The following is a 24,041-nucleotide window of genomic DNA, read 5'->3' as shown; positions in this document are numbered from 1 at the left end:
CTCTTTATCTCTCTGACTCTTTGTGCTCGGATGCAGAATCGGCCCCCGATACGTGCCGCACCTGAATCGCCTTTTTCTTGAATATCATCGATACGAGCGTCCCTGCTCCAAGCCTGCTCTGAATATGCAAAGATCCGCCATGCTTGCGCATCACATGATACGCATATGGCAGGCCAAGGCCGAAATTCGTACTGCCCCCGCGTTTGGTCGTATAAAAGGGCTCGAACGCTTTGGCCGTCTGCGTACGATCCATACCCGGCCCCGTATCGCGCACCTCTATCATGATATCGCGTTTCGTTTCTTTCATTATAAGGCTCAGCGCGCCTTTGCCATCCATGGCTTCAATGGCGTTCGAAATCAAGTTGCCGAGAGCTTCGGTAACCTGCGCGCGGTCAATCATACAGCTCCAGCCATCAGGCAGGCTACTAGTAAAATGAACCCCTTCGGCAAGCAGCTTATACGGCTCAAGCGTCATGAGCAGCAGTTCCCCAAGCTCTTCCTGCGTAGGCTTCAGCGCCAAATCCTCGGTGCCATGATGGACACGGCCAATCATTTCCTGGATGTGCCGCGTTGTCCGCAGCATCGTCTCCGCATCGGCAAGCAGCTCCTCCTGGTTCGTGGATGCCGCGTAAGCGCGCATCTTCTCGCCGAAGAGCCGCATTTTGCCGACGTCATTTTTAATCGCATGATTGAGAATAGCCGTACCTGATGTAACCGCTCGCAGTGTCGAATCCAGACGGCGACGGTCGATAAATACACGTACCCCCAGAAATCCGTAGGTAAACAGACCTATAACAAAAACCAGCGCCCCTATGCCGACAAACCAGGTATTGTACACCCACATCCGCAGGAAGCCGAGGCTTGGCAGTACATAATTCATCGTTGCGCTAAACAGCACCGGAGTCAGCACCGACGTGCATACGATCCAGTGGCGTCTTGCTTGGGCCAAATAGCCCGGATTTTTTAATAAAATATTCACCGCTCCGACCGCTACATAAGGCACAGCCCACCAGACAACAACTGTAAATGTAATCGGATACGTTTCCGTGTAGCCCGGAGTAAACAGCAGACAGGCCGCAATCGGAATAAACAGCAGCAGCGGCAATACACGCTCATAAGGCTGCAACCGGTCAATTGGACGATACGCTAAGGCAAACAGCAGGAAGGTGTACGGCAAGCCGTAGTAGGACAGCAGCGAGCAAAATGCTTGCAGCATGTACAACAGTTGGTCAGCCGTTTCATTCATATAATGTCGACTTACATAAGGAATAATTCGCTCATCCAGCACGACAGACATCGCCCCGGCTCCGCCCGTAAAAGGTACCCCGCTAAGCCGCCTGCTCACAACCGAACGTGGGTCGGACAGCATCAAAATCAAAGCAATTCCCCATAAGGCAATTAGGACAAATAACACGCCGCAGCCCTCTTCTCTCTATATGCTCTCTTTAATGCTCTGCTCTAACCATATAGCGGAGCGCGGAAAGCGTCAAGCCTCTGAGAAAATATGTGCGGCGATTGGCATAGTACTGCCTGCCTATTCATGAGATTAGGAGTTCAGACATTTATTGTACATACCTCAAAATGGTTATTTTGTTACTTTGTCGTCATTTATACGTATAGAGAAGGCGGCTTATATATTTTTTCGAGTATATAAATGAAATACATAAACTACCGTGCTGTTATAAAATTGTAGGAGGCCACTTATGCCCGATTTTTTGCTTGTGCTATTTTTGTTCAATCTATCTTTATTTCTGCTGCACGAAATGGATGCGATCCGCCATTCGGAATGGCGATTGTTTATCTTCCTTAAGGATATGGAGGATGCGAAAGCTTATAAGGTATTCACCTTCATTCATCTTCCGATGTACACGATCATACTCGCTCTGCTTTTCAGCGATTATCAGATGGTTACGTTTTGGGTGCTGGATATATTTTTTATCATCCATGCTATTTTGCATCTCTTTTTTGAAAAGCATCCCCGCAATGGCTTCAAAAATACGTTCTCGCGAGCCTTTATTTATCCAATGGGGATAATTGCGGCGATTCATTTGTTGCTGATGGTTATGAAGTGAGTGCCTGGATATGTTCGGATATGTTTAGCTATGTAGGGTTCAACGAGGTTGAGAATTGTTGCGCTTAGGGGAGACAGTACGAATGGTTAGAAAAATGCGTGACCGCCTGTGACTTTTGGCGGTCTTATTTTTGTTTATTTCATAACTAATAGTCATGAAATTGAACGCTCATTTGGACCACGAATCCTTATACAAACCTAAGTTGCTCTGCTCCCCATTGCATCGGACGTTTGTTTGAGGCACGTACCTTCTAAACTAATTATTCCAGTTCGTGGACTGGAGGAGGTAATAATGTGAATAAATGGTCAGTTGGGAACCGTTTCCTTTTTAGAAGGACTGAGGTTCCGCTATTTTAGCTTTTTATTTGTTTTCAGCCTGTACGCGGACAGGAGATCCGCTATTGCCTTATTCATCCCTTCAAAAGGGCAATTGGCAGTGCATTAGCGGATTCTGTGTCCGCCAAGTTGCCGATATCCCTATTATCGTATGCATACACACCCTGATATAGCAACCATGTATTCGCTCCACCAAGACAATAAAGGCACATCATTCGAAACAGATATGGCATATCGCCCAAATGTAATCCCTCAGTTAAATATTAGCTTGAAAAAGAAAGCATCAACTATTTGAGAATCAAAATATGTTTATTAATATTGTTACTTAGCAAAAAGAAGCCTTATACAACAAAGCTTCTTATGCTTTTAGATAAATGGCTATTAACAGATTTAACAAGTTTCCCCTAACTTTTTTGGATTAGTAGCTTAATTACGTGAAATTTCACCCACTCATATAGAGTGCGACATGCAGATTGCATCCAGATACCAACAGGAGCTGCAGTTTCAATCCACGCACTTACATAGAGTGCGACAAATCATGATATGCCTGCTATAGGCGTGCATGAGGTGTTTCAATCCACGCACTCACACAGAGTGCGACGGTCAGGCAAGATATGCCCACGCCTGATGTATGACGTTTCAATCCACGCACTCACACAGAGTGCGACCACACTAACGGAGCGATAGCATGTATCCTATATCGTTTCAATCCACGCACTCACACAGAGTGCGACAGCGAAAAATAGATAAATAAGTGCCATTATGGCATTCATTTATCTAAATCACAACAAAATAATGCTAGCACATTCGCAAAAATTTCTTGACTTTTAAAGAATTCACTCATTTTATGTATGATTCGACAAATTTCGAGGCGCGAATCCCCTATGGTTTTTATGGGAGCTTCACATTCGCACCACGACGCCACTCTATTCGCTATCTATAAAATATTATTTTCCCGCCTCTTCGTTATACGCTCTCAGCAGCGTATAACGATTTGGCCGCACCAGATGCGCCTGACTCAAGCTGCGGGCAAGCAACTCATCGCTCACACCTAGTTCAGCCGTTGTGGATGGACCACCAACCAGACTAAGCCAGCCGCGTATCGTCTCCTCATCCGGAATTTCCGCGATCAGCTGGTTGATGCGCTCCGCATGCTCCGTCCCGCTAATCGCTGGCACCTGCTCAGCCGCCAAGCGGTGATACAGCCCAGAAATTTCTGCACATGCGACGCCAACCTTCGCTCCATGCAGCAGTTGACGGTTGCCGAGGCGAATATATTCCATTTCCCAGTAGTGGGACAAATGATGCTCCGCGCCCGAGGCCGAATGGGACTGCCCGAACAGCAGCATCGCAAGGCCCGATTCGATCAAGGCGCTGATCAGCACGCGAATGCCCTCTTCGCTGCGTGATGCAATCAGCTCTACATTTTCCACACACTGCATTAAAGCGTCACGCGTAATCGTCGCCACGATATCCGAATAAGCTTCGTCGCCCGCTAGCGAGCCGTAGGACCAATCGAATAAGGACGTATATTTGCCGAGCATATCGCCAAAGCCTGCGGCAACCATCGCAACAGGAGCCTGCGTAAGCACATCGAGATCGGCAAAAATCGCGTCCGGGCCAATCGCGGCGATCGTAATCTTTTCACCACGAATAATAATCGGAGCTCCCTTGGAATTAAAGCCGTCAACGGACGGAGCGGTCGGGACTGATACAAACGGAATGCCCGCCGTATAGGCCGCATAACGCGTAATATCATGAAGTGTTCCGGAACCAGCCGCAATGACTACTTCCGCAGCATAATGCTGAATATCAAGCAGCAGTTGCACAATGGATACTTCGTCCGCAATGACATCTCCCTGTTTGTCAGGCTTGATCAGCGTTGCCTTAACGGAAATATCACTAGCGGCAATTTTCGCTTCCAGTTGTTTTCCAGTTATCTCGTACGTGATGCTGTCGGACACGATTAAAACGTTGCGATAGCCCTTCTTTTGCAAATAAGGTGCAACCTGCCCAGTAGCTCCACGTTCAATAAGCAGCGGTTCAATTACAATAGACTGAACGGTAGCGGCATCATAGCCTGCGGCAGCCAGCTTGAATTTTTCCATTAGCGTCATGAGTTCGTTGTCCCTTCTATCTTCGAAGTTGTATACGATTATTGTCACGCGCTAATGGCAGGTTTGTCAACCTTTGGCTTGCAGGCCTTCGCTGCGCCTTCCTCTACGCATCCAGCTTTTTGCTGAGCAAGTACAGCATGATGCTCACAAGGATAGCACCGATCACGATTTCAAACGACATAACGCCCCAGTTGCCAATCGAAATTTCGCCTGTTGGGGACTTTAAAATTGTCAAGCTTGAAGAGGTAAGCTCTGAGGCCATCGTGCCGAATAAATCATCGTTAAACAACCATTTCTCCGCATAGCCCATGAAAAATTGCAGCAGGACGAAGACCGCTATTGCTACCCATGGAAAAAGCTTTTTATTAAAGAGATGCCCCACTGTAATCGAAAAGTAGACCATCAGCATCAAAAATAGAACCATCCAAAATATCAAAATAAAAAACAGGACGCCCGTCTCGAAATTAGGCGGATTCAATAAATCCAGTGAGGTGCTTGGAGAGAGCCATTTAAACAGCCAGATATGAAGCAGCACCAGTCCGCTCAGCGCAGCCGATAATATGAATTGCAGCAGAAGAGGCGAAGCGATTGTTTTCCACGTGGCCAGCGGCAATAAGCGGCGACCGTACGATTTAAGGTTGTGGGAGTACGTCTTTGAGGAAAATATGATCAACATAAGGGCAACGAATAAATAGCCCATGAACATTAATGTAAGCGACATTGCAGGCTGCCAATTACGAGTAGCAGTAAAAAAGGAAAGTGCTCCCTGCAAAATAATAAGCGCCGCCGCCGAGCCCATAATTAAATTCGCATTGCGTTTCCAGTCATATTTCAATAAGTTTATCATTCTGAAAATACCTCCCTGAATAGTTCATCTACACTTTTACCATGCTTGGAGCGTATGCTCTCTACATCCTGACGCAGTGAAACTTCACCGTTCTGAATAAAAATGACTTCATCGAAAACCCGTTCGATATCTGTAATTAAATGCGTCGAGATGAGCACACAGCTGTCTTCATTATAAAATTTAACGATGGCGTCCAAAATTTTGCCCCGCGCGACGGGATCAACGCCGCCTATCGGCTCATCGAGTAAATAAAGCTTAGCCTGACGCGACAGCGCCAGCGTGAGCTGCAGCCGCTCATTCATTCCTTTGGATAAAGAGCTAATGCGATCATTGCGATCCAGCTTCAAAAAGTCGAGCATGCTCCCTGCTTTCTCCTGATCGAAATCCTTATAAAAATCACTGAAAAAACGAAGGGCATCCTTCACCCGCATCCACGACTCGGTTACCGGCTGATCCGGCATAAAGGACGTAACCGCCTTTGTCCCGATGCCAATCGGCTCTCCGCAAATTCGAACGCTTCCTGAGGTTGGCTGAATGAGTCCTGCCGCCAGCTTCATGAGTGTACTCTTGCCGCTGCCATTGCTGCCAAGCAGACCAATAATTTTGCCAGCTTCCAGGTTTAAATTAATATTATGCAGCGCTTTTCTCGATCCGTAGTTTTTTGTTACGGCTTGCAGTTCAACAATCTTCTTCATTCGTATATTCTCCCCCCGCCTATTTCTGCTCTTCCTTGCTAACTGCTTCCGATACAATCGCTACAATGTCCTCCTGCTTAAAGCCCAAATCGCGCATCCCCTGAATGAAACGTCCGAGCAAATCAGCCGCCATCTCTTTTTTAATACTCACAATCGCCGCCTCCTCGCTCGTTACATATCTTCCAAGTCCGCGCCTTGTTTCGACGATGCCTTCACGCTCCAGTTCCTGAAAAGTACGCTGTATCGTATTCGGATTGATTTGCAGCTCCACTGCAAGCTCGCGCACCGAATCGATTTTATCGCCGGGATTAAGTTTCCCGCTAATAATTTGCTGTTTAATGTAGTTCATGATTTGGATGTAGATTGGCTGGTTGTTGTCAAATTCAATCGGCATAAGTCACCTCCGTGTTAATGTGTTAGTGTTATATCTAAATAGTACACTAGTATTCTGTTGTTGTAAAGGGCTGGATAAAAAAAAGGCTGCCTCCAATCGCCCACGGGCGCTGAAAGCAGCTATTTACTCTTTACTATTCCTTTTTATTGTTCCATTTACTAATCCATTAAAAGCGAGCTTACACCTTGAATACAGCCGCTTTTTCGCGCAAATTAGTGGAAGAGCCCTGTAGTTTCTCAGCCAGCTCTTGAAGCTGAATCGATACCTCAAATTGATCCTCGGACATTCCGCTCATCTGCTCCATTTTGCCATTCACCTCGGAGGAGGTTTGCAGCAGCTTGTCTACAGAACCAACAATATCGGTAATACCCTTTGTAATTTCATCAATACCGACGGAGATTTCGCCCATTTGCTCGGACAAGACGCTGCTTTGATTTTCCAGGCCGTTAAACATTTCGCTCGCGGTCACCGATGCCTGCTTCGTCGTTTCAATCACTTCTGAGAAGCTGCTCAAGCTCTGGCTGCTGTCGGCAAAATCGTTCTGAATAAGCTTAAGCTCCTTCGTAATATCTTTGGAAATGATATCCGTCTGGCTCGACAGCTTGCGAATCTCCTCTGCTACTACAGCAAACCCTCTGCCATGCTCGCCTGCACGCGCCGATTCAATCGAAGCATTCAGCGACAATAAATTCGTCTGAGTGTTCAAATCCTGAATGCCGCCCAAAAACTTCGTTACATTATTGTAGCGCTCATTAATCCGGTCAAAGGATTCCGTTACTCGGGAAAATTGCTGCACCGTCTGATTGACCATTTGCACGACGCCCTTCATATCGGTGGAGCCTGTGCGCGACGACTCTCTCATTTCTTTCATATCGCGGTTAATATATTCGGTTGAAGCTGCAATTTGCTGCGAGCTTGCCGATATTTGCTCCGTTACGGCCGAGATCGAAGTAGCATCATCATACTGGGTCATCAAAATCGTTTTGCCATTGCCAATCTCTTCTTTCACCTGCTCGGAAGCATTCTGATTGCGAACAATCATATCTCCCATATTGCGCGAGGCTTGCAGAACAACCGTACTTACATCCATAGTCGAACGAAGCGTGTCGCGAAGCGCACTTCCCATTTGCTCCAGCGAACGGTCAATTTGACCAAATTCATCTTGGCGATCCAGCTTCCCATCATAGGTAAAATCGTTATTTTGATAGGAGGCAATTCGATTCATTAAGCCAACGATGCCTTTTTTCACATTTCGGCTTAACGAATAGGACATGATGAACGGCAAAACGGCAAGCAGCACAATATTGATTATAATAATCGTATTGGCAGCCGCAAGACTTCTGTTCAATGCATCTTGTGTTGCAACCGAATCCACTTCAAGCCATTTTTCTACCGTTTCATTCGCAAAGCTGAGAACAATCGTATATGTACTGACAAGCTGTTTGACCTTGGCGGAACGGTCTTCAATCGAGAGCAGGCTGTGATTGCCGTTTTCTTTATTAAGCTGCTCCAGAGCAAGCCCAAACACATTGCCTTGGTTCGAATAGGCGTTGCCATTATCTCCGTGAGGATATTTCGCATCCAGCGACTCTAGTGTAACCTTCAGATGTTCTACCCGCTCGGGCATCGTCTTAAGCGCCAAATTGATGCCATCATCGCCGGTGCTGCCGTTTTCTACCGCATCAATCATTGAAAGCAGCGTGCGCAGCATTGAATCCGATACACCTTGATATTCTTTTTTGGCCTCCTGAAGCTCATTTGAAGCGTTCACTGCACTTCTAACCGAAGCATTTTGCATAAAAATCCAACCACCAGCCACCACATTAAACAATGTAATTAATGAAGTGATGAACAGTAGCTTCGTTGTAACCTTTTGTCTCTTCAAGAAATCAGAAATTCTTGATGTCCATTTTAACCATTTTGCCTCTTTCAATCGGTTAATCGCCATTTTCTCTCCATCTCTCCTAATACACTGAAAAAAAACAAAAGCTATTCAACCACCGTTACGAGTTGAATAGCTGAATCAGCCTATAGTCCTGTACCGGTAGTTTGGCAGCCATAGCTTAATACCTTAGGCCCATAACTTTGCGCCCTTATTTTTCAATAAGTTTGCCTTTTTCAGTATGTAATTTTCTATTTATTTCGACACTTTTAAAGTATAATTTAGGGAAACCCTTTTGTAAATTACAAAAAGCGTGATTAGCTGACATGATACTTTGAAACTAGTTCTGAACAACGTTATACTATTAACGAAAGCTAGGCATGCAAGAGATTTGAGGGGGTTAATGATGGATTTCCGATTAGATTTAATTGAGGATAAAATCGAATTTTTTGAGGCTTTTGACTTACGAACGCTGGAGAAGCATATTGACCAGCAAATTGAAGCGAATAAGGCACTACTTTTACAAGTTCACGCCATTAGCCATCATGCGGTCTTTCATCCCGATCGCGGGAAAATGCTGTACAGCGCAGTCGTTCATTTTAAAGTTAAAAAATAGGCCGATTCGGGCATTTGACTGCTGCCCGAATTTTTTTTCGAAAAATTAAAAAAAGGTATTGCATCCTCCTAAAGTTCTGTGGCATAATACATCTTGTGTCCGATTCATAACCACGCCGTTGTAGCTCAACTGGTAGAGCAACTGACTTGTAATCAGTAGGTTGGGGGTTCAAGTCCTCTCGACGGCACCATTTTTTCTCGGGACGTAGCTCAGCTTGGTAGAGCACCTGGTTTGGGACCAGGGGGTCGCATGTTCAAATCGTGTCGTCCCGATATTTAATAAGTTGTTTCAAGCAGGCCCTCTAATCCTAGAAGGGTTTTTTATTTTATTTGACCCTTTTTAGTTTGCGTTTCATTCCGAGAAATATAGAGAATGGATGGAACAATCCTATCCTTTCCTATATTTTTAAAAATAAGCCGCGCTTGGCTGGATGCATTACTGCACCCAGCCAAGTGCGGCTTTTCTTTTGCACCATTAGTTTCTCTCAAGAATGCTGCCGAATCATCGCCTCTGCGGTGAGCAGCCCTGACATGGCAACCATCGGCGTTCCTCCGCCGGGATGGGTCGTTCCACCTGCAAACCATAGTCCACGCAAATCCGCACGATTGGACGGCCGCATAAACGTCTGCTTCGCTGAATTCGAGGAAATGCCATAGATGGCGCCGCGAAATGCTGACGTATCCCGCTCAAGATCCTCCGGCGTATAAGCAGCAAGCTGCTCCGTATTAAGGTCTAGTCCCTCCAAGCCATAGGCAGCTAACTGCTTCAACAGACGTCCCTGATAACGCTCCGCCTCCCTCTCCCAGCTCCAAGCGTCCGACGTATAAGGGGCATTCGCCAAAATAAACAGGTTGCTGCCGCCTTCCGGCGCCATGTCCGGTTCTGAATAGGCGGAGCAGCATAAATAGATCGCAGGATTAGATGGCGCCACGCGGCGCTCGAAAATCGCCTCAAATTCTTCCCCATACCGCTGCGGATAAAATACAGTATGATGCAGCAGCTTATCATAACGTCTGCGAATGCCGGCAAGAGTGACAAAGCCGGACAGCGAAGGCTCGTAGCTTGCTATTTTGCGGTCTGTCATCGCGGGCCGCAGCTGCTCGCCGAGCAAATCTCGGCATACGGACAGCACATCACCGTTCGCGAGAACCAGATCAGCTGGCACAAAACCGCCGTCCGTCTCTACCCCGCTTACACGGCCGCCACTGGCAACAATGCGCTGTACACGTGTCGAGGTGTATATTTCCGCCCCCATTTCTTCCGCCAGCTGGCGAAGTCCTTCAACAATGCTGTACGTGCCGCCACGAACACCGAAAATGCCAAGCTCCGCCTCCACATGCGGCAGCATCGCGAAGATGGCTGGCGCCCGATCAGGGGCCGAGCCGACATAGGTCGCATAACGTCCAAACAAGGCCAGCGTGTTGGGATGACGGAAATAACGGCGCAGCAGCACGGACAGCTTCGTCAGCGGGCGAATGCGGACAAATGCTGCCGCTAGCCCAGGACTCAGCTTATCCTGCCAGGAAACCATCATTTTGTTCATAAAATGACGCTCCGCCTGTTTATACATCACCGCTGCCTCGGCCATAAAAGCCCGATACCGCCGCGCATCCTCCGGACTATAGCAGGAAATTTGCTCCTCCATCACGGCCGGGTCAGCGGATAAATCCACGACCGAGCCATCTGCAAAGCAGTTGCGCGTTCCATGCTCCAGTCGATAAAAATCAATATAATCCTCGATGCGGCGGCCTACTGAAACAAACACCTTGCGAAAAGCATGCGTCATCGTTATTGTGCTTGGCCCCCGATCAAAGCGATATTCCCCAAGCTGGATACGCTGGAGCTTGCCTCCCACTTTCTCCTGCTGCTCCAGCACAGTGACCGCATAGCCTGCATGCGCAAGGCGGGCCGCCGCTGATAAACCACCGATGCCGCCGCCAATGATGACAACCCGCTTCATAGATAACGCCTGCCTTTCCATACATACCCCTCCCCGCTCGCCGCTGCACGCCATGACGCGGCAGCAATGCCAATGAGCATCACAATGCCGGCCGGCAGCAATAAAGCAAACCACACTGGCAAGCGGCCGCGATGATCGATCACCCCTTTAATGATGAGCGCCAGCAGCCAGCCTATCGCGGCCGGCAGCAAGCAGGCGGCAAGCGTACTTGCCAGCGTTCCTGCCGAAAAAACGGCGTAAGCAAGCAAAGCTGCTATGAACATAGCAGGCGGCAGCAAATAGATGAGCACATAAAATATACCCAGTGCCGCGAGAAGGCCCGTTTGGCGACCCGTTCCGGCAAAAATATTTTTCTTGTAGCCGTTCCACACGCCCGCTGCATCTGAATACATGCGCATGCTCACCTGCCCCGATACATCGGCGAGCGTCATGGGCAAGCCCGCCCGTTTCACCGCACGCGCCATCTCCATATCATCGAGCAGCTTGGATTTGAAGCTGTGGTGTCCGCCAATCGCCGCGTAGCTTTCGGCATGGATCAGCAGAAAAGCGCCATGCGCCGCCACGAATTTGGCGTCAGCAGAGCCACGCACCAGCCCGATCGGCAGATGGCAGGCGATGGTGAAATTCATGAGCGGCACAACAAGCCGCTCCAGCCAAGACCCAGTCTGCTGATGGGGGAAGCCCGTAATCAGCCCCTTCCCTTGACGCAGCGCCGTGTCCATCGCGGCAGGCAGAGCTCCCGGCCGCAGCGTCGCATCGGCGTCCAGAAACAGCAGCCATTCGCCGCGCGCCTCCTGCGCCAGCTGCTGGCAAGCATGCGACTTGCCCAGCCAGCCGTCTGGCAAGTCCGCTCCCCGCAGCACGCGCAGGCGCCTATCTCCCTGCGCGGCCAACATCGCCACATCAGCCGTGCCATCGGCAGACTGATCATCCAGCACAAGCACCTCAAGCAGCGGCGATTGCTCCGCCGCCAGCACCGCCTGCACGCAGGCCCCAATTCGCTCCGCTTCGTTGCGTGCTGGAATAAGCACGGACAGCCTTGGCAGCAAGTCAGCGACCGCCCCCTCGCCTCCAGCAAGCCACAGCCGGCCTTCCCCCGTGCCGCCAAGCTGCGGCAGCTGGCGCAAATTCCAAAGCACGAACAGCAGCTGCAGCGCCAGAACGGCTGCTATCGTCCAAAAAACGATTTCCATTTCGCCGTCCTCCCCTTCATCCGGTCGAACGTCTCATTGACCGAGCGCCCGGTCGCCAGCAGCAGGCGGAAACCATCCCGCTCACCGTCTGCACTCGCAATAACAGCCAGCCGATGCTCGCCGAGCTGCTGCTCCAGCCTGCGTTCCAGCAGCAAAGTCGCTTCTTTGCGTCCCAGAGCGCACCAGTCTGCCTCGATCAAGCTGCCAATAGAGAAGGAGGCAGACGCTTTCTGATGCAGCCCCATCGTATAATACAAGCTTACAGGCAGCACAGCTGCATCTCGGCAGCGCTCCAGCAAATAGCCGACCCCCGTCTGAAATTGCAGCGGACGGCTTTCCAAATGAAAAATATCGCCCTGCGGAAACAGCCAGACGGCTCCGCCGCTGCGCATGAGGTCAGCTGCATAACGCAGCGAGGCTGCCGTTTCCCGCAAATTTTCCTTATTCACCGAAAAGGCGCCAATGCGGCGAAAAAAAGCATATCGCTTCATTTGCCGCTCATCCATCATCATATAATGCTGCCGCTGCGACTCGCTCCGAATCATATGGTAGACGAGCAGCCCGTCCCACCAGCTGCTGTGGTTCATAATAATCAGCAAAGGACGATCGGCCGGAGCCTGCTCCAGCTCTCCTCGCAGCGACACTTCATGAAAATGCCGTTTCAGCAAATAGTGTTTATTGTAACGGGAAAATACCTCCTCAAACCACCTGCTCTTTTGCGATGTGATGATAGCGAATCACGACTCCTTCCAGCACAGCAGCCGCAGCGACAGCTATGAGCATTGGCACATACAACCCTTCCTTCATGCCAAGCACACCGAACATGAGCAGCATGAGCTGGCCTAGCCTTGCCGCCTCGCGGCGCACAGCATACGAGATTTCGCGAACCGGAAACAGCAGCGACAGCGCCGCTGAGATCATAAACCAGCTGATGAAATTCGTCGCCGGAATGCCAAAGTATGCACCGCCCTCTTCCCACAGCCAGAAGCCCCGAGCATAAGCTACCGGATCGAGCACCAAGTCCAGCGTGACGGTGAAAAGTCCGGTTTGCAGCGCCCGCACCCAGCGATTGTTGCCGAAGGACAGCAGCATGCCGTTCAGAAATACGCCGACCCAGGCGCAAGCAATCGTTACCGGCACGCCGCCAAGCAGAAAACCGAGCACTGGCGTATAGTTGTACTCGCCAAACGGCCAGCCCGTTGTAACGCTCAGCCATTCTACACCGAACGTCGAGAGCCCGACAAATGCGATGCGCCCCCAGCTTAAAGGTGTCCGCTCTCGCAAGCCTTGCTCCAGGCTAACTGCATACATCGCATAAAAGACGAGAAACAAGCCGTTCGAGAAGGCCAGCGGCGCCGGAACGCCAATCGTCAGCATAAGAATGAGGCCCACCACATACCAGAATAAGAACAGCTGCCGCATCATAACGATACGGCTCCGCTTTCCAGCACAGAATCCGTTAAATATTTCTCTTTGATCGATTTATAAATTTTCAGCTTCGTCAGCGGCCCCACGACCGCCCGCTTCGCATACACCTCATAACGATTCGCGATTACCTGATCCAAAATAGCCCCGTAAAAGCCAGCCGCAAGCTCCACCGCAAACGCGCTTTCCGGCGGATAGCTGCTTAAATTCGCCAGCCCCTTGTGAAACCAATCCTTCGCTTGGCGCTCCAGCGCATGAATAAGCGCCCGAAAATGATCGTCAATGACCCCGGCCTCAAAGCTTTGCTCACTATAGCCGTACTGACGCAGCATTTCAAGCGGCAGGTAGCGACGGCCACGGTCTTGATCCTCGCCAACATCGCGCACAATATTGACGATTTGCATCGCCTTGCCCAAATAAATGCCAGCCTCTACAATTTGCTCGTTCGGATGGTTATGCAGGACGGGCAGCAGCATTTCGCCAACCGTTCCCGCAACCAAGTAGCAGTAGTCCTCAAGCTGCTCCATCGTCTCGTAATGGGTCAGCACCAAATCGCGGCGCTGTCCTTCCATTTGGCGGAAAAAAGGCTGCTTGCTGACCGGAAAATGATGAAACAGCCAGCGCAGCGCCGGCCATATAAAATGCCCGTCCGCCTGCTCCAAATGAGCGAACAGCGCCTCCAGCTCATCTATCGTATAGGGAGACTGCTCCGGTTCATCGACTGCATTGTCTATAATCCGGCAAAAGGCGTAAATGACGTAAACCGCTTCTCTGCGTGGGCTTGGCAAAAAACCAAATGCCTTATAAAAACTGGATGAACCTTTGCGAATCATCGCCTCGCACTGATTTAGGCTAAATGCTGTTTCCATCCTGCACCTCCTGGATCATTGTGGGCATTGCTGCTACTCTTTGAGCCGCAACGGCGGTAGATAAATGCTGGGCAAGCATTCTCGCGCCCTGCATAACGATCGGCACCCCGCCGCCGGGATGAACCGAAGCGCCTGCGGCATAAAGCCCATCGATGCCATACGGCACAATTTGCGGACGAAAGACGGCGGACTGGAGCAGCGTCGGTGCAATGCCGAAGCTGCCTCCCTTGTACAAGCCGTCAGCCTCGGCATCCGCAGGCGTGCGGACTTGCTGCCAGCGAATCGCTTCCCTCAGTCCAGGAAAGCCGCGGCGCTCCGCTTCGCTAAGCACTTGCTCGACCAGCTTAGCCGTCTCCTGCGCCCAATCGACATGCGGAGCAGCAGGCGATGGAATCAGCACATACATCGCGCTCTCCCCCGCTGGCGCAGCGTTATCATCAAAGGCGGACGGATAAAAAACATAAAAAGACGGATCATCGGGCAGCCGGTTTTCCTTGAAAATTTCCCTAAGCCCCTTCTCAAGCGAAGGCGGCAGAAAAAACTGATGCGCCGACGCTTCCGGCCACTGCCTGTTCAAGCCCAAATAGACGAGCACACAGCCGGATGAAGGCTTGTAATCCTTCATTTTATTTTTCGGGTGGGCCGCCTCTTGCACAGGCAGTACGCCAGCAATAGATGGAAATTCGCCGTTATAGATGACCGCATCATAGCGCGTATCCCCTTCGGCAGTCCGCACGCCATAGCAGCGTCCATCGCTGATTAGGAGCTCCTTGACGGCCGTCCTCTTTTTCACAGCAACGCCTTGGCGCTCAAGCTCCTCCTCCAGCAGCGGAATGAGGCTCGCATAGCCGCCCTTCAAGCACCAGACGCCAAATTCATGCTCGGCATAAGGAAGCAGCGAATACAAGCCCGGCGCTTCAAATGGCGCGCCCCCGATGTACAGCGTCTGCAGCGAGAAGGCGTCGTGCAGCCGCTTATCCTTAAAATATTCGGCGGCGAGGGCGCGCACGCTTTTGTAAGCCCGCAGTTTGGCCAGCAGAGCGATATTGCGCACGGTGAAAAAATCCCTTTTGCGCAAAAATGGCCGCTCCAAGAACGCTTTTTTCCCCTGTACGAAGGAACGCTTCATCTCTTCCATATAGCGAATAAACCCTTCCTGCTCGCCCGGAAAAAGGCGTCCGAGCTCCTCCAGCTGGCGCTCTCTATCGCTCCACTTATGCAGCACGGTGCCGTCGGCAAAATGAATGCGGTACATCGGATCGCAGCGCACGAGCGGGATTCGCGAGCGGTCAATGCCTGCCTCCGCCAAAATGCCCAGCAGCATTTCCGGCAGCAGTACAATCGTTGGACCTTGATCGACACGGTATGTCCCATTTTGCTCGAAGGCAAGCCTGCCTCCGAGGCGGTTCATCCGCTCATAGATCGTTACGAGCTTGCCTTGTCGCCTGAGCAGCAGCGCCGCAATGAGGCCGCCGATGCCACCGCCTGCTATAGCGAAGTTATTCATATGGCCCCCTCCTTCAGCCGATCCTGCTCCATAAGCAGCCGGGTACTGATTCGCGCTGATTCAAAAATCGTTGGCAGCCCGCTGCCGGGATGCGTTCCGCCCCCAACGAGCCAGCAGTTGCCGTATTCCTCAAAGCGGTTATGCGGGCGCAGCATCATCATTTGATTAAAGGAATGCGCCAAATTAAACGTGGCTCCCTCGTATACCCCGTGACCCTGCTGCCAATCTTGCGGCGTAATCATCGCTTCGATTTCAATATGCTGGGAAAGGCCGCGCATTTCCGGCTCCTGCTCCATGCGGTGCAGCATTTTCTCCCTAATTAGCGCCCCCTGCTCCTGCCAGTCAATGCCGCTCGTCAAATTCGGCACAGGCATGAGCGCGTACAGCGCAGTCTTGCCCTGCGGAGCGAGCGTCCGGTCATGAATGCCCGGATTATGGACATAGATGGACGGATCTGCGGATAGCTTTTTCTGCGCCATCATTTCATTGACATTCGTCTTATAATCGCCGGCAAACAATACCGTATGATGAGGCATTTTAATTTCTTTGTTGATGCCAAGGTAGAGCATGTAGGTCGAGCAGGAGTATTTTTTCTTGGCAAGCTTCTCAGGCGTATATTTCTTCAGCTCACCCGGCTCAAACAGCTCATTCATCGCCGTCGCAAAATCCGCATTTAAAACAACATGGTCTGCTTCAACTTTCTCTCCATTGGCAAGCAAAACCCCACTAGCTTTCCCGCCCTTTGTCAGCACGCGCTGCACGCCGGTTCCGGTAGAAATGACGCCTCCATACTCACGAATGACCTCGCCCATCGCCTCGCAAAGCCGGTTCAAGCCGCCTACCGGATGAAACAATCCGTATTTATGCTCCATATAGGATAAAATCGTAAAGGTGCCCGGACATTCCCACGGCGACATTCCTAAATATTTCGCTTGGAATGTAAAGGCGTATTTGAGCCGCTCGTCCTTAAAATATTTGGATAAACGGTTATACACCGTATCCGTCGCATGAAGGCTAGGCAGCGCTGCTAGCACATCGCGGGCCATATAATCGCGGGGCTTGCTGAAAGGACGCTGCAGCAGCGGCGACACGCGGCCAAACTTGATCTCCTCATCGCGCATAAACCGTCTATAGCCTGCTCCGTCTCCGGGAAACAGCCGTTCAATTTCTGCATGCGTCTGTTCCATATTACGAGAAGGCTCGAACGCCGAATCTCCGAACTTCAATCGGTACAGCGGGTCCAGCTCAATCAGTTCCACGTAATCTGCAAGCTTTCGGTTCACTGCCGTAAACAATTCCTCCAGCAAATGAGGCATCATAAAAAAGGTTGGGCCGCGGTCAAACTTAAAATCGCCCACCTGCAGCAGCGAAGTCCGCCCCCCAATGTACGGCTGCTTCTCCAGCACCGTAACTTTATAGCCTTGACCTGCTAGCAGCATGGCGGCAGCAAGTCCTCCTGGTCCGGCGCCTACAATGGCAACATGCCTTGTCTTCATTTATAGTCTCTTCCTTCCCATGCTAGAATCAGCTTTCTCTATATGCCCCTCATAGGCGCTCGCCCATGCAAATTCGCCTGAGCCGCAGCCGGTTATATCGCAAAATCGCTATAAACGGCAAATTGGCCGCCAGCGCGTAGCCTACCATTAAATAGCCATACAACGGCTCGTTCCAGATGAAAAATAACGGAGCAGGCACGATGGACAGCCAATGCGCCCATTCCCCTCTAAGCGTTTCCCCATGGTACTCCTGGTAATAGGCCTTGCCTCGACGAGCAAGCCTTTTTTTCTGGAATCCCTTGCGGACTAAAAAGCTGCCATCCGGCATGCGATCCTTCCAGACACGGATGAAGAGCACCTGCTCGTGAAAGCGCTCCTCGCCGCTTTTACCAGGCTGCTTCGGCCTTGTTCCTCGCTCGAAGCGCCACTTCCCTTTGCTGCTGCGCCCCGTTTCAAGGCTTCGCCCGCCTGCAACTGCAAACCAGCGCTGCGGCAGGCTCGCGAGCAAATAGGAAACACCGAGATGAACGATCAGCCATCCGCCTATATTCAGAGCGAGGACAGCCAGCGGTTGCAATGCCTGCATGCTCATAGCTTGCCTCGTTCCCGTCTGCCGATGGATACGACTCGCCCTCTCCAAGCCACCTTCCGCCTAATAAAGGTCGAGAACAGCGAATAGACGAAAAATAGCATAAACAAACCGAGTGGAAGAGGGTACAGCAGCGCTGTCCACCACTTAAAGCTCCCCACATTGCGCAGCCACAGCGCCAGCTGCAAGCTATACGCCGCATAGCTTGCGATGCCTATACTCAACAGCCAATAATCCGCTTCAACCTGTCCCGCAAGCGAAGAAAGCATAAGGGATACAGCTGATACGGCTCCGGCCAGCCAGAGCGATACGGCACAAGCTACGAAAGGTGCGGTCGATGCAGCGCCTGCTGCGAAGCTTTTGCTCCAGCCCCGGAACATGCTGCTCAAACCGTCCGGATACATGCGAAAGGCAATTCGGCCATAACCCATAAAATTGGACACCGGCATTTGATCGGAGCTAAAAGCTCGTCCCAGCTCGAAATGCTCCAATACTTTGCCGCGCACAGCCTCATGCCCGCCGATGCGAAAATAGTCATCCCGGCGGCATATGAGGCAAGGCCCAAACGCCCCAGCCCGGCTGTCGCCGTCGCCAACTGAAGCGACGACGATAAGATTAAAGAAAGCTGACAGCTGCTCGTAAGCTCGCTCCATACGGTGGTAAGGCTGCACCGATACGAGGCCACCGGCCTCCTTCTGGCTAGCGGCTAGCAGCTGCAGAGCATCATTTTCCAGCTCCACATCAGCATCCAGAAAAACCAGCAGCTCGCCATGTGCCGATTTGGCGCCCGTCCAGCAGGCCCAGCTTTTGCCGACCCAGCCCTCCGGCAGCTTCTCAGCCCTAATGACAGTAGCGCCATTCGCGGCAGCAAGGCTTGCCGTTGCATCCTCTGAGCCATCATCGACAACGATAACTTCCACACCCGGCAGCTTCTGCTGTCCTAAGGAATGCAGCAGCTTGCCAATATTAGCAGCTTCATTGCGCGCAGGAATAATGACGGAGAGAGAAATCGGAGCAGCGTTATTTTTCATGCTCGCTCCATGGGCACCCTTTGCCCCAGCCCATTCAGGCTCGTCTAGAACGTCCCATTCCGGCAGCCGGCTTACCCGATTTTGCAGCAGCCACCCGCATAACCAGCCAAAAACGGCCCAAATCATCGAGAGGCTCATCGCTTCCCCTTCTTTCTCCCGTACATATAGCCAATGGCCTGCTTTAGCCCGCTGAAAGCCTGCTCCCGATAAGGAAACCAATTGATTTGCGAGCTTCTGCGTCCAGCATTCACCATGATCGACTTCGAGCGGCAAAAGGCGCGCAGCCCTTCTTCGCCATGCGCACGGCCGAAGCCGCTCGCCTTCACCCCGCCAAAAGGCAGGTGCATGTTGCCAATATGACGTACAACATCATTTATGGAGCAGCTTCCCGTTTCCAGCTGAGCTGCCAGCGCAAGCCCCTTTTTCCGATTCGCGGTAAAAATGCTTGCGCTAAGCCCATAAGGCGAAGCATTAGACAGCCGAATGACTTCCGCCTCTGACTGAAAGGCCATAACGGGCAGCAGCGGGCCGAAAATTTCCTCCTGCATAAGCTGCATCTCCTCCGTCACTCCGGTCAGTACCGTCGGCGGAAACAGCGGCGGCTCCGCTCCGGGCAGCAGCCCTCCTGCGGCGATGCTGGCGCCTTTGGCTACAGCATCGTCCAGCAGGCGTTTCACTTTAAACCAGCCTTCTTCCGTGCCTAATGCGCCTAGCTCTGACCAGGAACCGCCTTCGGCCTGCCTGAGCTCCTGCGTATAAGCGACGACCGCAGCCAGAAAAGACGCATAAACACTTTCGTGTACGTAAACCCGTTCCACACTAATACATACTTGGCCGCTGTGTAAAAAAGCACCCCATACTGCCGCGCGAGCAGCCCGCTCTACATGGGCATCCGCACACACAATCAGCGGGTCCTTGCCGCCAAGCTCCAGCACGCAAGGAATGAGCAGCGCCCCTGCCCGCGCCAGCACGCTGCGCCCGGCCGCCTCGCTTCCGGTAAACCAGAGCTTGTCAGGACGTGCATCAATTAAGCGCTCGGCTTCCCTCTTCCCGCCTTCAATCAGTTGAATGACACCTGCTGGAAATTCAGCCTCCTCGATTAGAGCAGCGATACGCTTGCTCAGCAGCGGCAGCTTCTCCGATGGCTTGAGCAGCACCGTATTGCCTACCGCAGCTGCCGCAAGTGCAGGAATGAGCGTTAATTGAAGCGGAAAATTCCACGGCGCAATGATGGCCGCAACGCCGCAAGGCTCGTATGTAATATGCGAGGAGGAGCCAGCGAGCCAGAGCGGTGTGCGAACGCGGCGGGAACGCAGCAGCTTCGCCGTATTTTTTTCATAATAAGAAATAGCTTGAATGACAGTGAGCAAATCCGTCGTCAGCGCATCCATTGGCGTCTTGCCAGCCTCTTGGCCCAGCAGCGCAATCCACTCGTCCAAATCACGGACGAGCAGCTGGCGCACCGAACGGATATGCCGAATTCTGCCCTGCACAGGCAGCTCCCTCCAGCTCGAAGCAGCAGCGCGGGCAGCGAACATTTCCTTCATCCTTCCATCCCTCCAGCAGGAGCCGCCTTTATACCATTGGAAAATGAGCCTAGCAGGTTTTAATTCGCCAATAATGGGCAACACCTTAAATACAGGCCCTCACCTGCTAGATTTATAGCTATCTAATCATTAATTAACCCTACGGTATATTATAAAACATCTTTTTCGTTTATATAACTATTTTTTTAAAAAAATTACGTTTGGCTTTAGTAAAAAGGGAGGCAGAAACGATCGATGAGTAAAAAAATCGTAGTAATTGGCGGAGGCTTAGGTGGCCTGTCGGCCGCCATCAGACTAACGGTTGACGGCAATCGCGTCACCGTCCTGGAGCAGCAGGAGCGCGTTGGCGGCAAGCTGAACATCCGCTCGGGCGAAGGCTTTCATTTTGATACGGGCCCGTCCATTTTGACGATGCCTTGGGTGCTGGAGCAGCTGTTCGCTAGTGCAGGAAGACGGCTGGAGGACTATATGACGCTGGAGCGGGTTGAGCCGCAGTGGCGGACTTTTTTCGAGGATGGATCGCAGCTCGACGTGACCGGAGATCTGCCGATGATGCTGGAGCAGCTCAGCAGCGTATCGCGTGAGGATGCCAAGGGTTTTCTGGCTTATTTGCAATACTGCCAGCAAATGTATGAGCTCAGCATGAAAAGCGTGTATGGCAAAAGCCTCAGCGGCTTGCAGGATTTGCGGGGGCAGCACAGCATGAAGGAGCTGCTGGCTATGGACCCGCTTCGCACGATGCATCAGAGCACGAGCCGCTTTTTCAAGGATAAGCGATTGCGCCAGCTGTTTGATTTTTTCATTATGTATATTGGGTCCTCGCCCTATGCAGCTCCAGCGGTGCTTTCTCAGCTCATCCATGTGCAGCTTGGTCTAGGCATTTATTACGTCAAGGGCGGCATGTACAATATTGCGCTTGGCATGCTGAAGCTGCTGGGCGAGCTTGGCGCGGAGGTTCGGACGAACACGCCTGTCGCAGCGATCAATACACTGGGTAAGGCGGCAACGGGCGTTACACTTGCGGATGGCACCGTGCTCAACGCCGATCTCATCGTTTCGAACTTGGAAGCCATTCCGACCCATCGCAAGCTGCTCGGCCACCATCCCGGCGCTGCCGCGGCGGCAGGCGGCATGAGGAAATATGCTCCTACCGTATCCGGCCTTGTGCTGCTGCTCGGTATCGACAAAACCTATGATCAGCTTCGCCATCACAATTTCCTGTTCTCGCGCAATCCAGAGCGGGAGTTCCAGGATGTGTTCGTCTCTGGCATTCCATCGCCTGATCCGACCGTCTACATTGGAGTGTCCAGCATTTCCGACTCGACGCAGGCACCTGAAGGACAGCAAAATTTATTCGTGCTGACCCATGTTCCCCCGCTTAAGCCCGGCGAGGACTGGGACATTTACAAAGAGACATATCGCGAGCTGGTGCTGGATAAGCTGGAGCGAATGGGACTGGATGACCTGCGCTCGCACATTACGTTCGAATACAGCTTTACGCCTAATGATCTGGAGCAGCTTTATGGAGCCAACGGCGGCTCCATCTATGGCGTTGTCACCGACCGCAAGCTGAACGGCGGCTTCAAAATTCCGAGCAAAAGCGAGCTGCTGGACAACTTGTATTTTGTCGGCGGCTCTACCCATCCCGGCGGCGGCGTGCCGATGGTTACGTTGTCGGGTCAGTTGACGGCTGACCTGATTAAAGAGCGGGCGGATAGCCGCTCTGGGGGCAGGACAACAGCTGGGTAGGATTTTAGTTTTAGAGTTAGAGTTAGAGTTAGAGTTAGAGTTAGAGTTAACCTTCGAACCTCGCAAACGAGGGGCGAAGGGAACGCGTGAGGGGTTTATGCTAAACGGATCAGCTTCGATTTTAATAGCGTATTGGCTAAAAGGGGCCGGCTGAACTTTCGCGGACACAGCAGTCGTTATTTCCTCCAAATGTCGTGATTGGAGAGGCTGGCGGACACAGAATCCGCTAAGGGCTCCCGAATCGCCTTTTTATCGCGATGATTAAGGAAATAAGCGATTTCCAGTCCGCTCACCTGCCAAAATGGGCAAAAACGCTTCGTTAGCGGAACGTCAGTCCGCCAAAAGCGCGAGCACCTCCTATCCATACTGCCTCAAAGTCAGAGATATTCTCTTTTTCGTTAACCTCGGATCGTCAAGCTGCACGAGCATTAAATTAATATACAAATAAGGTATTGACCTAGTGAAAATTTCTGGGGCGATACCTTTTTTTCGGGAGGAATCTATTCTACTTGCTCTGCTAAATTTCCGCTTTAAGTGATACCTGCCTTTGGCTAAACGACAGAACGCTATGCGGGGAGTTACAACAGCAAAATCGACAACTAGCGGAGGAATGCAACTTTGAACGTCACCAATCTATCTGCCTATGCACAATCTGTGAAGGAGAGGAGACGATTATGGTTAAACCACCACGATATAAATGACAAAGTTGAGGTTGGAGCGGATACGCTGCAATTAAAAGGAAAGTCAAAATTCAAAATTAAGAAAGGAAAAATTTCATTGATTAAAGATTACTGTTGAGTAATTCACACGTTATTGAATTAACTGGTAAGGATAGCGCAATTACAAATAGGCTACCAGCATCAGCGAAGATCGCGAAATAGATCCATTCCTCTAAAATTATGAAGTACCTAGACAAAATGAAGAGACCATAGCTCGTCGCTATGGTCTCTTTCAGCAGTTAGTAAAATTACGAATTACGAAATTCGCCTCACTCACTTCAACTGTCCTTCAAGGCCTACCACTGAACCGTTTGATTGCTTCCTCGGTCACCGGCGTGAAGAGGTTAACAAGATTGCCGTCAGGATCGCGAAACAGCACAGCACGATTCCCCCACGGCATTGTGGTAGGTTCCTTTACCCACTCATCGACAAACGGCTTCAAGCGCTCGTATTCGGCATCGACATTGTGGACGTGGAACTCGATGATGACAGTGTGATTGTTGGCCGCCACAGCGGAACCAGCGCCGAACAGTTGCACCGTTTGGGAGTGGCCGATCGCCAGGGTGCACGATGGCATAACGAGTTCGGCAAAGACAGGCGCAGGGCGTTCCGCCGAAACACCCGTGATTTTCTCATAGAACTCGACGAGACGATCCACGTCATCAGTAATGATGCGTACAGAAGCAAAATTCACGAGATACCATCCTTCCTACAATAAGTGATACAATACCGTATATATCATTTTGGACCAAAAATGCTTCGCATTTACTCCTGCTCCTTTACGATTAATTACTCCGACTATACAAAAACACTACTGACAACAGTATGTCAGTAGTGTTTTATGAAGAAACCAAAGGAAAAGAGTGATAGGACCGAACTTTATTGAGGGTGGTTGTTCACCTATCTCATTTTTCCCGAAAAAGCTCAGTCAAACTGCTAGTTTTCTCAAAACAGCATAAAAAGACCCTTATGCCTCCACACTACCGGCATAAGGGCCT

Annotated in this window: 20 protein-coding genes, 2 tRNA genes and 1 riboswitch; of the genes, 5 read left to right on the top strand and 17 right to left on the bottom strand. The window is 51.1% G+C overall.

What is annotated here, in order from left to right; translation table 11 throughout:
* Positions 1-4: 4 nt before the first annotated feature.
* On the bottom strand, positions 5-1,414 hold the full coding sequence (locus tag AC50YG_RS10045; RefSeq protein ID WP_494826571.1) for an ATP-binding protein: 1,410 nt from the start codon (positions 1,412-1,414) through the stop codon (positions 5-7).
* Between the two features lie 289 nt (positions 1,415-1,703).
* Between AC50YG_RS10045 and AC50YG_RS10040 the strand changes: the two genes are divergently transcribed.
* Positions 1,704-2,072, top strand: coding sequence for a DUF6713 family protein (locus tag AC50YG_RS10040; RefSeq protein WP_494826569.1), 369 nt, complete (start codon positions 1,704-1,706; stop codon positions 2,070-2,072).
* Positions 2,073-3,354: 1,282 nt separating this feature from the next.
* On the opposite strand, the gene AC50YG_RS10035 is transcribed toward AC50YG_RS10040, so the two are convergent.
* The 5 genes from AC50YG_RS10035 to AC50YG_RS10015 form a co-directional block, all read right to left on the bottom strand.
* Positions 3,355-4,524 carry a sn-glycerol-1-phosphate dehydrogenase gene (locus AC50YG_RS10035; protein WP_494826567.1) on the bottom strand — a complete coding sequence of 390 codons (1,170 nt, stop codon included), beginning with the start codon at positions 4,522-4,524 and terminating at the stop codon, positions 3,355-3,357.
* Positions 4,525-4,627: 103 nt separating this feature from the next.
* Positions 4,628-5,371: a hypothetical protein gene (locus AC50YG_RS10030; protein ID WP_494826565.1), complete on the bottom strand. Its 744-nt coding sequence runs from the start codon at positions 5,369-5,371 to the stop codon at positions 4,628-4,630.
* Complete coding sequence (locus AC50YG_RS10025; protein WP_341282145.1) at positions 5,368-6,066, bottom strand: ABC transporter ATP-binding protein; 699 nt, start codon at positions 6,064-6,066, stop codon at positions 5,368-5,370. The genes AC50YG_RS10030 and AC50YG_RS10025 overlap by 4 nt, the downstream gene beginning before the upstream one ends.
* 19 nt (positions 6,067-6,085) lie before the next feature.
* On the bottom strand, positions 6,086-6,460 hold the full coding sequence (locus tag AC50YG_RS10020; protein WP_341282144.1) for a GntR family transcriptional regulator: 375 nt from the start codon (positions 6,458-6,460) through the stop codon (positions 6,086-6,088).
* A 178-nt stretch (positions 6,461-6,638) separates the two neighbouring features.
* On the bottom strand, positions 6,639-8,408 hold the full coding sequence (locus AC50YG_RS10015; protein ID WP_494826562.1) for a methyl-accepting chemotaxis protein: 1,770 nt from the start codon (positions 8,406-8,408) through the stop codon (positions 6,639-6,641).
* Positions 8,409-8,500: 92 nt separating this feature from the next.
* A riboswitch (cyclic di-GMP riboswitch) is annotated at positions 8,501-8,584 on the bottom strand.
* Positions 8,585-8,748: 164 nt separating this feature from the next.
* Here AC50YG_RS10015 and AC50YG_RS10010 point away from each other — a divergent pair.
* The 3 genes from AC50YG_RS10010 (at position 8,749) to AC50YG_RS10000 (ending at position 9,230) form a co-directional block, all read left to right on the top strand.
* Complete coding sequence (locus AC50YG_RS10010; protein ID WP_056041703.1) at positions 8,749-8,958, top strand: YrzA family protein; 210 nt, start codon at positions 8,749-8,751, stop codon at positions 8,956-8,958.
* Positions 8,959-9,072: 114 nt separating this feature from the next.
* Positions 9,073-9,148, top strand: a tRNA-Thr gene (locus tag AC50YG_RS10005).
* An 8-nt stretch (positions 9,149-9,156) separates the two neighbouring features.
* Positions 9,157-9,230: transfer RNA gene (locus AC50YG_RS10000), tRNA-Pro, on the top strand.
* Positions 9,231-9,442: 212 nt separating this feature from the next.
* Here the strand turns inward: AC50YG_RS10000 and AC50YG_RS09995 are convergent.
* From AC50YG_RS09995 to AC50YG_RS09950, 10 genes are read right to left on the bottom strand one after another with little or no spacing between them, the layout of a single operon-like run.
* On the bottom strand, positions 9,443-10,939 hold the full coding sequence (locus AC50YG_RS09995) for a phytoene desaturase family protein (protein WP_494826560.1): 1,497 nt from the start codon (positions 10,937-10,939) through the stop codon (positions 9,443-9,445).
* On the bottom strand, positions 10,915-12,111 hold the full coding sequence (locus AC50YG_RS09990) for a glycosyltransferase family 2 protein (protein ID WP_494826558.1): 1,197 nt from the start codon (positions 12,109-12,111) through the stop codon (positions 10,915-10,917). The genes AC50YG_RS09995 and AC50YG_RS09990 overlap by 25 nt, the downstream gene beginning before the upstream one ends.
* Entirely contained in the window at positions 12,087-12,755 is a 669-nt protein-coding gene (locus AC50YG_RS09985) for a lysophospholipid acyltransferase family protein (protein WP_494826557.1), read from the bottom strand. The genes AC50YG_RS09990 and AC50YG_RS09985 overlap by 25 nt, the downstream gene beginning before the upstream one ends.
* Before the next feature lie 55 nt (positions 12,756-12,810).
* Complete coding sequence (locus AC50YG_RS09980; protein WP_494826555.1) at positions 12,811-13,536, bottom strand: carotenoid biosynthesis protein; 726 nt, start codon at positions 13,534-13,536, stop codon at positions 12,811-12,813.
* Positions 13,533-14,405 (bottom strand): phytoene/squalene synthase family protein, encoded by an 873-nt coding sequence (locus tag AC50YG_RS09975; RefSeq protein WP_494826553.1) that lies wholly within the window; start codon positions 14,403-14,405, stop codon positions 13,533-13,535. Before AC50YG_RS09975 ends, AC50YG_RS09980 begins: the two co-directional genes overlap by 4 nt.
* The gene (locus AC50YG_RS09970) at positions 14,389-15,912 is read right to left on the bottom strand and encodes a phytoene desaturase family protein (protein ID WP_494826552.1); all 1,524 of its coding nucleotides are present in this window, start codon (positions 15,910-15,912) and stop codon (positions 14,389-14,391) included. The genes AC50YG_RS09975 and AC50YG_RS09970 overlap by 17 nt, the downstream gene beginning before the upstream one ends.
* The gene (locus AC50YG_RS09965; protein ID WP_494826551.1) at positions 15,909-17,408 is read right to left on the bottom strand and encodes a phytoene desaturase family protein; all 1,500 of its coding nucleotides are present in this window, start codon (positions 17,406-17,408) and stop codon (positions 15,909-15,911) included. The genes AC50YG_RS09970 and AC50YG_RS09965 overlap by 4 nt, the downstream gene beginning before the upstream one ends.
* 49 nt (positions 17,409-17,457) lie before the next feature.
* Positions 17,458-17,994: a glycosyl-4,4'-diaponeurosporenoate acyltransferase CrtO family protein gene (locus AC50YG_RS09960; RefSeq protein ID WP_494826549.1), complete on the bottom strand. Its 537-nt coding sequence runs from the start codon at positions 17,992-17,994 to the stop codon at positions 17,458-17,460.
* A gap of 2 nt (positions 17,995-17,996) precedes the next feature.
* Positions 17,997-19,166, bottom strand: a complete 1,170-nt coding sequence (locus AC50YG_RS09955) for a glycosyltransferase family 2 protein (protein WP_494826547.1) — start codon at positions 19,164-19,166, stop codon at positions 17,997-17,999.
* Positions 19,163-20,575, bottom strand: coding sequence for an aldehyde dehydrogenase family protein (locus AC50YG_RS09950; RefSeq protein ID WP_494826545.1), 1,413 nt, complete (start codon positions 20,573-20,575; stop codon positions 19,163-19,165). Before AC50YG_RS09950 ends, AC50YG_RS09955 begins: the two co-directional genes overlap by 4 nt.
* Before the next feature lie 234 nt (positions 20,576-20,809).
* Between AC50YG_RS09950 and AC50YG_RS09945 the strand changes: the two genes are divergently transcribed.
* Entirely contained in the window at positions 20,810-22,324 is a 1,515-nt protein-coding gene (locus AC50YG_RS09945; RefSeq protein WP_494826543.1) for a phytoene desaturase family protein, read from the top strand.
* A 1,008-nt stretch (positions 22,325-23,332) separates the two neighbouring features.
* Here AC50YG_RS09945 and AC50YG_RS09940 read toward each other — a convergent pair.
* Positions 23,333-23,737 (bottom strand): VOC family protein, encoded by a 405-nt coding sequence (locus AC50YG_RS09940; RefSeq protein ID WP_341282131.1) that lies wholly within the window; start codon positions 23,735-23,737, stop codon positions 23,333-23,335.
* Positions 23,738-24,041 lie beyond the last annotated feature (304 nt).

The sequence above is a fragment of the Paenibacillus sp. J31R34 genome, assembly GCF_059383715.1.
The sequence above is the reverse complement of the archived record's forward strand: the minus strand, read 5'-3'. Positions and strand labels throughout refer to the sequence as shown.